This is a genomic window from Aurantiacibacter xanthus, from assembly GCF_003584015.1.
GTDB lineage: Bacteria > Pseudomonadota > Alphaproteobacteria > Sphingomonadales > Sphingomonadaceae > Alteraurantiacibacter > Alteraurantiacibacter xanthus.
This window is the reverse complement of sequence record NZ_QXFM01000135.1, coordinates 1-12,888: the sequence shown is the minus strand read 5'-3', so window position 1 is coordinate 12,888 and position 12,888 is coordinate 1. Positions and strand designations below refer to the sequence as shown.

General features: G+C 63.7%; 12 protein-coding genes. 7 read left to right on the top strand and 5 right to left on the bottom strand.

The features are described 5' to 3' along the window. Positions 1–43: 43 nt before the first annotated feature. The 4 genes from D2V17_RS16895 to D2V17_RS16880 are packed head-to-tail and all read right to left on the bottom strand — an operon-like array spanning position 44 to position 4,724. Positions 44–1,129 carry an ABC transporter permease gene (locus D2V17_RS16895; protein WP_191229252.1) on the bottom strand — a complete coding sequence of 362 codons (1,086 nt, stop codon included), beginning with the start codon at positions 1,127–1,129 and terminating at the stop codon, positions 44–46. After that, positions 1,126–2,244: an ABC transporter permease gene (locus D2V17_RS16890; RefSeq protein ID WP_147367455.1), complete on the bottom strand. Its 1,119-nt coding sequence runs from the start codon at positions 2,242–2,244 to the stop codon at positions 1,126–1,128. The genes D2V17_RS16895 and D2V17_RS16890 overlap by 4 nt, the downstream gene beginning before the upstream one ends. 22 nt (positions 2,245–2,266) lie before the next feature. Then, entirely contained in the window at positions 2,267–3,298 is a 1,032-nt protein-coding gene (locus D2V17_RS16885) for an HlyD family secretion protein (RefSeq protein ID WP_119594135.1), read from the bottom strand. After that, the gene (locus D2V17_RS16880) at positions 3,288–4,724 is read right to left on the bottom strand and encodes a TolC family protein (RefSeq protein WP_191229251.1); all 1,437 of its coding nucleotides are present in this window, start codon (positions 4,722–4,724) and stop codon (positions 3,288–3,290) included. The genes D2V17_RS16885 and D2V17_RS16880 overlap by 11 nt, the downstream gene beginning before the upstream one ends. A gap of 275 nt (positions 4,725–4,999) precedes the next feature. Between D2V17_RS16880 and D2V17_RS16875 the strand changes: the two genes are divergently transcribed. From D2V17_RS16875 to D2V17_RS16860, 4 genes are all read left to right on the top strand, one after another. Beyond that, a complete protein-coding gene (locus tag D2V17_RS16875; RefSeq protein ID WP_119594131.1) occupies positions 5,000–5,872 on the top strand; it encodes a LysR family transcriptional regulator in 873 nt (290 codons plus the stop codon). A 199-nt stretch (positions 5,873–6,071) separates the two neighbouring features. Next, complete coding sequence (locus D2V17_RS16870; RefSeq protein ID WP_119594129.1) at positions 6,072–7,049, top strand: DUF1852 domain-containing protein; 978 nt, start codon at positions 6,072–6,074, stop codon at positions 7,047–7,049. Between the two features lie 30 nt (positions 7,050–7,079). Then, positions 7,080–8,123, top strand: coding sequence for a methionine synthase (locus tag D2V17_RS16865; protein WP_119594242.1), 1,044 nt, complete (start codon positions 7,080–7,082; stop codon positions 8,121–8,123). A gap of 234 nt (positions 8,124–8,357) precedes the next feature. Further along, entirely contained in the window at positions 8,358–8,900 is a 543-nt protein-coding gene (locus D2V17_RS16860) for a pseudouridine synthase (RefSeq protein WP_119594127.1), read from the top strand. 27 nt (positions 8,901–8,927) lie between these two features. Here D2V17_RS16860 and D2V17_RS16855 read toward each other — a convergent pair whose 3' ends face one another. After that, the gene (locus D2V17_RS16855) at positions 8,928–10,073 is read right to left on the bottom strand and encodes a cupin domain-containing protein (protein ID WP_119594125.1); all 1,146 of its coding nucleotides are present in this window, start codon (positions 10,071–10,073) and stop codon (positions 8,928–8,930) included. 54 nt (positions 10,074–10,127) lie between these two features. Between D2V17_RS16855 and D2V17_RS21040 the strand changes: the two genes are divergently transcribed. The 3 genes from D2V17_RS21040 to D2V17_RS16845 all read left to right on the top strand — a co-directional run. Next, entirely contained in the window at positions 10,128–10,364 is a 237-nt protein-coding gene (locus D2V17_RS21040) for a hypothetical protein (RefSeq protein WP_147367453.1), read from the top strand. A 483-nt stretch (positions 10,365–10,847) separates the two neighbouring features. Continuing rightward, positions 10,848–12,167 carry a hypothetical protein gene (locus D2V17_RS16850; protein ID WP_119594123.1) on the top strand — a complete coding sequence of 440 codons (1,320 nt, stop codon included), beginning with the start codon at positions 10,848–10,850 and terminating at the stop codon, positions 12,165–12,167. A gap of 473 nt (positions 12,168–12,640) precedes the next feature. Beyond that, positions 12,641–12,888: ArdC-like ssDNA-binding domain-containing protein (locus D2V17_RS16845; RefSeq protein ID WP_119594121.1), on the top strand; the 248-nt coding region annotated here is incomplete at its 3' end.

The following is a 12,888-nucleotide window of genomic DNA, read 5'->3' as shown; positions in this document are numbered from 1 at the left end:
ACAAGCCTATCCAGGCGGCGAGGTGCAGGCGAGCAGCTGGTACCTATGCTCGTCGGCCGATTACGAGAGCAACAATGAGATAGGCGGCCCCCAGCAAGAGCAGTTGGCCCAGCACCGGCAGCACCACCGCCGTGGGCGCGCCCATCTGGTCGGCGAGGAGCAAGGCGCGGGCTCCGTGGGTGGCGGGCAGCAGCGCGCCGATAAAGGCCACCCAGTCCGGCATTGCTGCGCGCGGCCATGTCGCGCCGGAGAGGAAGAACGCTGTCAGGGTCGTGGGCATAAGGATCAGCAGCGCGGTTTCGCTGCGCCTGAACAGTGATCCCACCGCCAGGGCGAAAGCCGCCGTGGCGCCGCCCATTGCCAGCGCTATCGCGACGCGCAGGGCAACATCGGCCTGCTGCGGCAGACTCTGGAAGGCGAAGAACCAGCCGAAATAGAACAGCGCCGCCAGCACCGAGAGTGTCGTCAGCGCGGCCCATGTTCCGGCAAGATCGCGGGCGTCGGCAAGCGCTGCCCGCCCGCTCCTGCGCCGGAAAGCCAGCAGCACGGCCGTTCCGAACAGCAGCGTTTGCTGGAGGATGACCGGCGTGACCGCCGGGAAGATGTAGTTTGCATAGCCGCCGCCGGGGTTGAACCTCTGCGTGACGATCAGCGGGGCAGCGACACCGTGCCCACCGAGATAGGGGCCGGAAAGATCGGCGAAGATGCCGGCAAGAGCGCTTTGGAGCGCGGCCCCGATGCTTTTGGCGCGCACCAGATAGACGCCGTCGATCCACAGCGCGATCCGGGGGCCTTCGCCGCGCAGGGCCGCCCGTGTCACCCCGCGCGGGATCAGCAGCACCGCCTCGACCTTGCGCGCCTTCAGCAACTGCTGCCCCTGCGCAAGGCTGTCGGGCTGCGCAACCACCGCAGCGCCGTCGCTGGCGTCGAGGGTGGCCACCAGCCTGCGGGTAAGCGCGCTGTCTTCGAGGTCAACGACGGCCATCGGCACTTCGCGGGCGCGCTGATGAGCATAGGGTGCGGGGTAATAGATGCCGTAAAGCAGCACGGCCAGCACGACCAGCGAAGCAACGTCGCGCTGGCGCACCACTTCGCGCAAGGTGCCGAAAAAGGCCTCGCGGATCGTCACGCCGCGTCCCTCGTGGCGAACAGGCACAGGCCGAGGCCAGCGGCGAAATAGGCGAGCAGCAGCGCCAGGTCGGCCAGATCAACGCCGATTGGCGAGCCGAGGAACTGATCCATCTGGATGCGCAGGTAGTGCGTGAAGGGCAGCGCCTCGCTCCACCACACCACGGGCGCTGCGGAGCCTTCAATCGGCAGGGAGCCGCCCGAATAGGCCAGCGCCGAACCCGCGTAGAGCGCGCTGGCGGAGAACGCGATGCCGCTTTGCCGGGTCAGCGCGGCAATCGCCCCCGACAGGGTGAGGCTGGCGGCGATCAGGGTTGCCTGCGCCAACATGGCGAACAGCAGCGAGCCCTCCATGCGCCACTCGCGAAAGCCGACCAGCCAGATCATCCACATGGCTCCCCACCAACTCAGGATCGCCAGATAGGGCAGGAACTTGCCCGCCCATGCCGCGATCCCGCCTCCGGTCTCTGCCACCCACCGAGCGAGCGAACCCTCGCGCATTTCGGAAACGACCACGAACACACCCACACAGGCTGCCATGAGCTGCAGTATCGCCGGCTGGATCAACGCTTCGAGATAGAATTCGAGGCTCGACTGGGGGTTGAAAAGGAGATTGACCTGGATGCCGGGCAGATCATCGCCATCCACAGCGAGACCGCTGCGCGACACCTGATCCTGCACCTCTTGTGCAAAGGCACCCAGAACGGCGCGGCGCATCTTTCGTTCGACGATCGAACCGACCGACAGATAGGTCGCATTGACGTCAATGCGGACCGGGTCTGCGCCCAGCGCCGTGTCGCCCAACGTTTCAGGAATGACCGCGTAGGCCCAGATATCGCCGGATCGCAGTAGGGCATCCGCTTCGCTTTCGGTGGCAGGGGCCGCCGCGATAACCAGTCCGCCTTGCGCAACGATATCGCTGGCGAGGCTGCGGCTGGCCGGGCTGTGGCTGGCATCGACGATGGCGATCGGGAGGTCGCCAAGCGCGCCTCGCGACAGCATCGCAGCAATCAGCAGCAGCGACAGCGCGGGCAGGATCGTCACCGCCGCTAGCAGCGGGCGCGACGAGCGGATCAGCGTCAGTTCACGGAAAAACGCGGCGCGAAAGGTGTTCACTGCGGCCAATCGCTCCCGCCAATCACTGCGGCCAGTCGAACAGCACGCTCATGCCCGGCAGCAGGCCGCCATCGTTCTGCACGGGGGCCAGCTTGAGTGCGAAGCTGCGCGCATCGTAGTCGCCGCCTTGCCGGGTTGCCTGTTCGCTCGTGTAGTCCGCGCTGGCCGAGATCGAGGTGACGACGAATTCCAGTTCACGCTCGCCGAGCGCCGGCACCCGGCCTGCCAGCCTTGCGCCCTTGCGCAGGCCTTGCAGGCGGCTTTCGCCGACGCGCAGGGTCACATAGGGGTGCGCAGTGTCGATGATGCGGAATATCGGCACACCCGGACCGACCACCTCGCCGGGAGCCGCCAGCCGTCGCTCGACCGTCCCTGACATGGGCGCGATCAATTGCTTTTCCGCCTCCGCCTCGCGCGCTGCCTCAAGACGCTCGGCCGCGGCCTTGTCCTGAGCAGCGGTGATTGTCCTGGTCTCTTCGCGCCGTCCGGCCAGGGCGCGCTGGTATTGCGCCCGCGCCGCAGCGGCATTGGCGACAGCCGCAGTGCGGCCTGCGGTGGCCTCGTCGCGGCGCTGGGCGGAGATCACGCCCTGCGCATAGAGGCGCTCCATGCGCTGTGCGGTCACCGTTGCAAGACCGGCGGCTGCGTCGGCGGCGACCGAAACTTCGCGCAGGCTGGCGATATCTTCCGGTCGCGCGCCGTTATCGGCGAGCGCATTGAGAGCATCGGCCGTGGTCAGGCCTGCCTCGCTTTGGTTGACCAGCAGATCGAGTGCGGGGCTGGACAGCTCGCCGAGAATCTGCCCCTGCCGAACCTCGTCGCCCTCGTCGGCAGCGAGCGAAACCACCCGTGCGAAGGCCTTGGTCGCGACGCTGGCTTCCTCCGCTTCCACCACGCCCTGCAAGGGGGCCGGGGCTGGGCGCGATGCGTACCACAAGCCGGCAGCGGCGAGCCCCACGGCAAGTGCCAATCCGGTCAAGGCCAGACGATGCGAGGGCGAGCGCGCGCCGCCTCGGGGCGGATGGTCGGTTGCGAGATCAGCTTCATTTGCCATCGACGGTCACCCTGTCTTCCCGACGCGCATAATCGCTCATGTCTTGCGGCGCTCCGCTGGCGGCCAGCAAGGCGGCAAGCGAGACATCGTATTCGTAGGCAGCGGCGGCGCGCTCGCTTTCGGCCGAGGCCAGCGCTGCCTGTGCCGCCATCAGCCGGTCCACCGTGCCAACGCCCTCATGAAAGGCGATTTCCTGAAGACGCAGATTTTCCTGCGCCGCCGCCACGCTGGAGTCCATGGAGAGGAAGGACCGGCGCGCGCTGTCCGCCATCGCGTGGGCGCGTTCTATCTCTCCGGCGACGCGGTCTGCCGCGGCACGCTGATCGGCGGCTGCCGCAGCGCTGCGGGTCCGTGCCGCGTCGGCCAGTCTCCCGCGGTCGACCGGCGAGATCAGCGTGTAGCTGACCGTAGCGCCGACGACCCAGTCGGGCTCGGTCGGCAGGTTGGTTGTCGGATCGACGCTGTAGGCGCCGAAGGCAAAGGCGCGCGGGCGCCGGGCCGCGCGGGCGAGCCGTTCCCCGGCCTGCGCCACTTCCTGCTGACCTCTGGCGAGGCTCGTCTGCCCGGTGCCATTGGCTTCGGCGGCGTTCTGGAACCGGGCGAGGGGAGGCAGCGGGCCGGTGTTGACGAACAGCGGCGTTGCCAGGGCATCGACAGAACGGCCAAGCATGCGTTCGAGCGAGAGGACTGCGAGGGACTCCTCCCTCACCGCGCGGTCGTGGCTGCGCTGAGCGGCATCGCGCAGCACGGTGACATCGAGCACTGCGCTGTGGGGGAGAATGCCGGCGCTTTCCATCGCCTGCGCGCTCGACAGGTGGCGCTCGCTGGCGGCAAGGCGTTCCTCGGCGGAAGCGCGCAGATTGCGGGCCAGTTGCAGCCCGAAGTAGCGCTGTACCAGCGATACTTCCTGCGCAGCTGCGGTGATCTGCCTGCGGCCTTGCGCAATGGTCACTCCGCCACGCGCCGCATCCGAGACCGCCTCCAGCGCACCGCCGGTATAGAGCGGCATCACTGCGCTCAGCGTCGGGCGCACGATGGTATCGCGCGCGGTATAGTCCAGTTGATCGGGCAGCTGGCCGATGAGCCCAGGCAAGGCACTTTCGATCCGCCCCGCGACCGCCGACACCAGAGCCGAGAATTCGGGAGGGAACTGGCCCGGCAGCCCGGCCAGAAACTGTCCGGTCTGCTGCATGACGTCGGCCTTGGCCCCCGACAGGTCGACGCTCAGGGTCTTCTGGTAGGCGATGACGCTCGCTGCTGCGGTGACGGTGGGGCGATAGAGATTGTCGAGCGCCGCCGCATTGTCTTCGGCGGCGGACAGCGAGAGATCGGCTGCCTGCGTGGAAGGATCGCTGGATTGCGCCGCTATCCGCGCGGCGTCATAGGTTATCCCGGACTGCGCCGATGCCCCTGCGGGTGCCAGCATGGCTGCAATCCCGAGCAGCATCCGTGAACCGCACCGTATCATTGGCAAACCTCGCGTGGCGATCACTCACGATCCCTATGCATGTCGGTGCGCGATGGAAAGCCCTCTGGCCACAAGCCGCCGGAGAACGAGGATCACATCAGGCGTGAAGAACAGGGTGTCATGGTGAGTGTTCTGACCTGGCCCTTGCGCAATTGCGCCACCTTTTTGCGCCAAGCCCTGCTATGAAGGGAGTTTGAAGGAAGGCGTCATATCATGACAAGGATTCATGCCCGATGATCGACATTCAACCCCTGGCGATCCTCCGCGAGATCGATCGCATGGGCAGCCTGAGCCGCGCTGCCGACCGGCTTAACCTGACCCAGTCTGCGGTCAGCCATGCGATCCGCCGGTTCGAAGATCGTCACCAGGTCAAACTGTGGGAGCGCGAGGGGCACAAGCTGCGTCTGACACCGGCGGGACAATATCTGCTTGCGCTTGCACTGCGCGTACTGCCGCAACTTGAGCATGGTGCAAATGTGATCGCGGACTATGCGCGCGGGCGACGGGGGGCGATCCGGGTCGGGATGGAATGTCATCCCTGCCAGGAATGGCTGATGCGGGTGGTGGACCCGTTTCTGGCGCAATGGCCCGATGTCGATCTCGATGTGACGACCGCCTTTCAGTTCGGCGGGCTGGCGGCACTACAGAACCACGAAATCGATATTCTCGTGACCCCGGACCCGGTGGAGCAGTCAGGCATCGCCTATACGCCCGTGTTCGACTACGAGCTGGTTCTGGCGGTGTCCGACAGGCATCCTCTGGCGCAAAGACCGCATATCGCGCCTGAAGATCTGGCTGGTGAGGTGCTGATCACCTATCCCGTCCCGCGCGAGAGGCTGGATATCTACACCGGCTTTCTGGTTCCGGCTCATGTCCTGCCCGGCCGCCATCGCACGGTCGAGACCACCGATCTGATGCTGAAACTCGTGGCATCGGGCCGCGCTGTCAGTGCGACGCCCGACTGGTTGTTGCGCACGGCCAAGGGGGTGACGGGGGTGCGGCTGGGGCAGGGCATCGCCAAGTCCATCCATCTTGGCCATCGCTCGGGCCCCGCCGCCAGCTACATGGAGGAGTTCATCGAGCTGGCGAAGAGCGTCCGGCTGTAAGCTATTGTCCCACGCCGACAGCAAATCATGACATGTCGTCATGATATCCTGAGAAATGATCATTTTTTCTCATGTAAGGTCTTTGGCATAGGGCCGGTCTCGCCGCCCCTGTCGATGCAGATCGAGCACCGACAGACCATGCCTGCCTGAAAAGGATCTGTCCCGTGCCTCGGCTCGGGAAGCTGGAGACCAGACTGCCATGCCCCATGCCTTCACCTTCACGATCACACGCACGCGTTTCGACGAGGATTACGCGCCGGCTGAAAGTTCCCGGCTCACCACCAATTTCGCCAATCTTGCCCGAGGGAACTGCCGGCAACAGAACCTTCGCAACGCATTGCAGATGATCGACAGCCGGCTCAACGCGCTTATCCCGTGGGATAATCCCGCTGGCGACCGCTACGGTATCGAACTCGATATCATCTCGATCGACCTCGACATCAACGCATCGGGCAAGGCGTTCCCGGCGATCGAGATGCTGCAGGCGGCGATCCTCGACCGCACGACCGGGGCGCGGATCGCAGGCATCGTCGGCAACAACTTCTCATCCTATGTGCGTGACTACGATTTCAGCGTGGTTCTGCCCGAGCACAACAAGGGCCGCGACAGCTACAGCGTTCCCGAGGACTTCGGCGACCTGCACGGCAACCTGTTCAAGAGCTTCGTATCCTCGGCGACCTACCGGGAGAATTTCGCCAAGCCGCCGGTCATCTGCCTGAGCGTTTCGCACAACAGCACCTATCGGCGCACCGCCAATTGCCACCCGGTGCTGGGCTTCGAATACTGTAAGAGCGCCAATTCGCTCACCGAGCAGTACTTCCGCAAGATGGGGCTGCAGGTGCGCTATTTCATGCCCGCGAACAGTGCGGCGCCGCTGGCGTTCTATTTCTCGGGCGATCTGCTCAATGATTACAGCAATCTGGAGCTCATCGGCACCATCGCCACGATGGAGACGTTCCAGAAAATCTATCGGCCCGAGATCTACAACGCCAACTCCGCCGCGGGCGAGACTTTCCGACCCAGTCTGGAGAACCCGGACCACTCGCTGACCCGGATCGCCTACGATCGCGAGGAACGCAGCCAGTTGGCCGTCGCACAGGGCAAGTTCGCGCAGACGCACTTCATCGAGCCCTATCACGCCATCCTCCACGACTGGTCCGCGCGCCAGGCCGCCTGAACTGCCACACCTCATGCAAGGTCAATGCCCATGAACACACTGCTGCCAACATCGACCGTCGGGAGCCTGCCCAAGCCCTCCTGGCTGGCGGCGCCGGAAAAACTCTGGTCGCCGTGGAAGCTGGAAGGCGACGAACTGACGGCGGGCCGTCAGGATGCCCTCCTCGTAACCCTGTCCGAGCAGGACCGGGCAGGGATCGATATCGTCAGTGACGGCGAGCAAACCCGCCAGCACTTCGTCACCACCTTCATCGAGCATCTCGCCGGGGTCGACTTTACCCGGCGCGAGACGGTGAAGATCCGTGATCGCTATGATGCGAGCGTACCCACCGTGGTAGGCCCGGTGTTCCGTGAGAAGCCGGTGTTCGTCGACGATGCGAGGTTTCTGCGTGCGCACACCGACAAGCCGATCAAATGGGCGCTGCCGGGACCGATGACGATGGTCGATACGCTGTATGACGCGCACTATCGCAGCCGGGAAAAACTCGCCTGGGAATTTGCCGGTATCCTCAACGAGGAAGCGCGGGCGCTTGAAGCCGCAGGGGTGGACATCGTCCAGTTCGACGAACCGGCTTTCAACGTGTTCTTCGACGAGGTGAACGACTGGGGCATCGCTGCGCTGGAAAAGGCAGCAGAAGGCCTGCGCTGCGATACGGCGGTCCATATCTGCTACGGCTACGGGATTGAGGCGAACACCGAGTGGAAGAAAACGCTCGGCTCGCAATGGCGGCAGTATGAGCGGACCTTTCCCAGCCTTCAGGCATCGAGCCTCGATCTGGTTTCGCTGGAATGCCACAATTCGAAGGTGCCGCTCGACCTGATCGAACTTCTGCGCGGCAAGAAGGTGATGGTCGGAGCGATCGACGTGGCGACGACTGCCATTGAAACGCCGGAAGAGGTGGCCGCTACCCTGAGGCGGGTGCTGGACTTTGTCGATGCGGACAAGCTTTATCCCTCGACCAACTGCGGCATGGCACCGCTCTCACGCGATGTGTCGCGCGGCAAGCTGGCGGCCCTCAGCGCTGGTGCGGCAATTGTCCGGCAGGAAGTCTCGCCACGCATGGTCGCTGCCTAGCGCACGCAAGGCCTGCGCTTTCCCGGCGATACTGGCGAGCGATAATCCCGCACCGTGTGGTTAGCGTGAGCGGTCGGGGCAACTGGAAACGAGAACCAGCAGGGGGCCGGCCCTGGCGGCGGCATCGAGTGCATCGTGGGGGGATGTAGATCCAGCCATCGCCCGAGGTCGACATTGGCGCAATGGTCAAATAGGGCGCGGTGCCCAGGATCGAGGAGGTCGAGAGAAGCGCACATGGCTGGCGTAATCCTGCTGAACAAGCCTTACGGCGTGCTCTCCCAGTTCACCGACGAGCGGCAGGGCGAACCGCGCCCCACGCTGGCGGACTTCGTCGATGCGCCAGGCTATTATCCGGCAGGGCGGCTGGACTTCGACAGCGAAGGTCTGATGGTCCTCACCAACGATGGCCGCCTGCAGGCACGCATCGCCAGCCCGCGCTACAAGCTCAGGAAGACCTATCTGGTGCAGGTCGAGGGTGAACCGATGGATGAGGCGCTTCACCTGTTGCGGCAGGGCGTTCGGTTGAAGGACGGGCAGACCTTGCCGGCGACGGTGGAGCGAATTGCCGATCCCATGCTCTGGCCGCGCGACCCGCCGATCCGGGTACGCAAATCCATACCCGACAGCTGGCTGCGCCTCTCCATACAGGAAGGTCGCAACCGGCAAGTCCGCCGCATGACGGCGGCGGTCGGACATCCGACCTTGCGACTGGTACGCTGGGCGGTCGGCGACTGGACACTGGACGGGCTGTCACCCGGCGTGTGGCGCGCCGCCTGACAGAGAGTGTGTGGTTATAGGGCGCGGTCAGTCTTCGGACGTGATCGCGACGCTCCCGCCATTGGCAAGTTCGCATATCAGGCCCACGATTTGGGGAGATCCGGCCCATGCTGTGTCGATGCTCAGCGACGCGTGATCGCACAATTGCTCGGCAAAGAGCGCGACCGCGCCATTGCAATCATACGCCTCGCCATCGACGAAGAGCGTAAGCCCTTCCAGCCCTGAGCGAATGAACCCGAAGCGGCTCGCCGGATTGCGTTCCAGCAGCCCGCCTGCAACCAGTTCGTCCTCAATCTCCTGCGGGGTGACCGCATCCTCCGGGGCCCAGTCGATAAGATCGTGCTTGGGCGCGGTGACGAGAGCGCCCGCCCAGCGAGCGAAGCTTTCCCGGTTTGCCAGCGCTTCGGTCACCATATGGTGCAGTTTGTCGAGTGCTTCTTGTGCGATCTCGCCCGGATTGACGGCGGGCTCGAGTTCTGGATCGCAATAGCGGTCGTCGTCATCGAGCGTGTCGATGATATGATCGGCCCAGCCCGTAACCAGCTCGGCACGCGAGGGTGCGCGAAAGCCGATCGAATAGGTCATGCAATCCTCGCCCACTGCAATCCCGTCGTGGGCGAAACCGGGGGGCAGGTACAGTATGTCACCAGGCTCCAGCACCCATTCCTCAGACGGCTGAAAATCCGCCAGCAACCGCAAGCTGTCATGGGGAAGGAGCGGGGTGCGCTCATCGCAGCGCGCGCCCACCTGCCAGCGCCTGCGCCCGAGTCCCTGCACCAGAAAGACGTCGTACTGATCGAAATGCGGTCCCACTCCGCCGCCATCGCTTGCGTAGCTCACCATCACATCGTCGATCCGCCAGCCCGGAATGAAGCGGAACGGTTCCAGCAATGCGGCAACGTCGGGGACATGATGATCGACGGCCTGCACAAGCAGCGTCCAGGGCACCGCGCCCACCTGTGCGAAGTGTGCGCTCGACAGAGGGCCGTCGGTCAGATCCCATGATCCGGGCGCCGTCCGGCGCACGAGCCGCGATTCGACGCCCTCTTCGCACGCCAGTCCGGCAAGCTCGTCCGGCGTCAACGGATTGACCCAACCCGGCCAGGGGTTGCGGATCAAGGTCGGGGTCTTCTGCCAATGGTCGCGAAGGAAGGTAGCGGGGTCAAAATCCATACTGGCCTGTAGCGTTGATCGGGCACGATACTCAACTGGTCGATTGCCGCCTGAATGGCCGAAGCGTTCGCTGAAACGGCGATGACAGGGGAAGGGGGCAGTTGCCTAGCCCACCAGAACCCAAGCGCTCTACCAGCCGAAAGCAACTTCGACAGAAAGCTTTCCGTTTGTTTGCTGAAAGCCATGGTGCGCTTACAGGACCCCAAGCAATGGTTTAACAGATTGATTTTACGTTATATTCCTGATGTGATTTTCCCAAAGGCCCCCGGCAGGGCCCCCAAGAAAATTTGAACTGTTGCGGACTCAAACCTGGTGCGGGAAACACGCCGATAGCTGCGTTGAACGCGAATTCCACATAGACCTCTCGATTGATTTGCCCTCTGCATATTCATGGCCTGCGCGACTTGGGTCGGCAGCCGCAGAACGTCAGGCATCGGTGGTAGGAGACGTCGATGGCGCCCTCTCACGGTGAAAACACGGGTTCAATTCCCGTATGGTCACCTTCCTTTTCAATGGTTTAGGTGAAGCGGCATCCAATCTGTCAAGTATTCGCCAAATATCTTTTGGAGGATGCGTGCGCGCTCGCCCGGACAAGATTAGCCTTGTGATCTGGTGTCGCTCGCTCCGGAGCATCTCGCGATTCGTGGCACCAGCTAGCGGCAGAAAGTGGGCCGCTTTCTGCCAAGCAGCTTTTCAGTGGCATTGTCGACAAAGCGGTCGTTCGAGCCAACTGACTTGCATCCTGCGCACTGCTATGGCGAAATCCGAAACCGCATGGCCATCTTCGCCCGCCGCCGCCTCCAGACGATGCTCGACGAACTCGGCCCGCTGATGGACGAGGAGCAATCTCGCGGTTTGATCCGGCGCATGGAGAGCAAAGAAATCGAACAGGCCTTGCCTGCAGAAATGGAACTCGGCCTCACATGGGCGATCGCCAAACTCGGACCGGTCGAGATCGAACCGGAATGGTATAGTGAAAAGCGCCTACCCGACCTATTCTCCGACGATCTTCTCCCCGGACGGGAAACCATCATCGAGATTACTGCCCTGTCCGACGCGGTGCTGCCCGCCGATGAGGGTATGCGCAATGCATCGCGCAAGCTTTCCCAAGAAGCCGGCAAACTTCGGCGCGGCGCCGGGCGGCACCTCTCCTACTATTTTTACGAGGAAACGGTGGTTTCGATCCGACGCGTATGCGTCCCGCGCGATCTGGTCGTATCCAATGCCATGCGGGCAAAGCTTTGCCACTGGATCAAGGGTCAGGACCGAAAGGACGGCGACAAGCTCCAACTGGTAGAGGGCCTGCTGAAAGTCGTGCTAACATGGCATGACCGCGTGCAGAGCCGCTACAATTTCACAACCTCGATGCCGCCCGAAATTCGGCATATCTCGGATAACTACTTCTTCCGCGCGCTGGAGGCAAAGGCGAAGCAACTCCGCAATGCCCATTTCAAGGGCATCCGGTGCGTGATCTTAGCGGACGTCGGTAGCACCGCGCTGCGCCGGTTCGATCAATCCGACTCTACGGGCCGCGTCTACTATGGCAGTCAGATCGTCGGTCATTACCTCAGCGGTAAGGCTGACCCTGGCATTGATGTCGTCGCGATTGTCACGCCGAACCGCGGAAGCTCAGGCCTGACCGGCTACCGCGATACAATCGAATGGAAGATCGGACTACGCTGCCGCCCAGACGTCAAAATCGATCCCGCCGGGTTCGAGCGTCTCGCCGCGACACTGCCCCCACCTCAGCGCGAAGGGTATCAAAGTAGACAGCTGCACGAGCAATCTGTCTTCGCACCTACTGCAAAGGGAAGATATTTGAGCACCAACATCTCTTGGCGGAAAGGCGACAAGTCGGAGATCAAATTCTCCGCCCGCGCGTTCCTCGATCTACTCGCCGGCCGGATCACGCCGGAGCAGGCGAAGCGGATCTTCGACTCCTCCGCTGGCAATGTCGTCAAAGCCCATCTCGATCGCGGCGAGACAATCGCCGATCTGCGTCTCGAACCGGGCGGCCCCGAGTTCGACGATGACCATATCGTTATCACCTTCAGCGATGACCCTGCGGCCCGCCAGCTCAAGGCTTCCGGGTAGAAATGCGCTGCTTTGCAGAAGCAACTGAGCGTGGCCTGCTCGTCCGTACTATTAGTGAGACGAACGGCCGGTTTCGGGATCAGCCGAGCCTTGGCTGAACGGCCGAAATTAGGGCGCGAAGCAGCCAGTGTGGAAGTGGCGTTTCGCGCCATCTGGCGCGACCGTGCTCTATTCCGCTTGCGCTCCACCGAGCCCCTTTCGGGTCTCGGCCGCTGACGCGGTGACGATCAGCTAACGCGATCATATGCGGTCAGCGCGGCCGCGCTGGCGTTTGGTTTTTCGGCCGCGGGAGGGGGGTAGGCGACGCTCCCCTCTAGTCCCGTCGCGACGTGCCGCAACCCGCCTTTGGCGGGTCCTCCACCCTGTTTCGGGCCTTCGGGTGCACCCCGCCGCTCAAGCGGGACTGCCGGTCCGCTCCTCGCCGCCCACCCCCCTTCCGGGGCCGGTGTGGTGTTTGAGGAAGGAGTGAGGACATGAAGCGGAACAGCGGGAATGTACGACAGAGCCTCTATTCTGAGGTGACCGACCGTGTGATTGCAGAACTTGAAGCGGGGCGGCTGCCCTGGGTGCAGCCTTGGGAGGCGAGCGCCTGTGGATGTGCCCTGCCAGAAAATGGCGTGACCGGGCGCCGCTATTCAGGGATCAATATCCTGATCCTTTGGGCGGCTGTCATGGAGCGTGGCTATGGCGTGCAGCGCTGGCTGACCTTTCGCCAGGCACA

Excerpts from the sequence above, each read along its gene's own strand:
- D2V17_RS16885 (WP_119594135.1), bottom strand. The coding sequence starts at position 3,298 with ATGGCAAATGAAGCTGATCTCGCAACCGACCATCCGCCCCGAGGCGGC.
- D2V17_RS16880 (WP_191229251.1), bottom strand. The coding sequence starts at position 4,724 with ATGCTGGCACCCGCAGGGGCATCGGCGCAGTCCGGGATAACCTATGAC.
- D2V17_RS16875 (WP_119594131.1), top strand. The coding sequence starts at position 5,000 with ATGATCGACATTCAACCCCTGGCGATCCTCCGCGAGATCGATCGCATG.
- D2V17_RS16870 (WP_119594129.1), top strand. The coding sequence starts at position 6,072 with ATGCCCCATGCCTTCACCTTCACGATCACACGCACGCGTTTCGACGAG.
- D2V17_RS16865 (WP_119594242.1), top strand. The coding sequence starts at position 7,080 with ATGAACACACTGCTGCCAACATCGACCGTCGGGAGCCTGCCCAAGCCC.
- D2V17_RS16860 (WP_119594127.1), top strand. The coding sequence starts at position 8,358 with ATGGCTGGCGTAATCCTGCTGAACAAGCCTTACGGCGTGCTCTCCCAG.
- D2V17_RS16855 (WP_119594125.1), bottom strand. The coding sequence starts at position 10,073 with ATGGATTTTGACCCCGCTACCTTCCTTCGCGACCATTGGCAGAAGACC.
- D2V17_RS21040 (WP_147367453.1), top strand. The coding sequence starts at position 10,128 with ATGGCCGAAGCGTTCGCTGAAACGGCGATGACAGGGGAAGGGGGCAGT.
- D2V17_RS16850 (WP_119594123.1), top strand. The coding sequence starts at position 10,848 with ATGGCCATCTTCGCCCGCCGCCGCCTCCAGACGATGCTCGACGAACTC.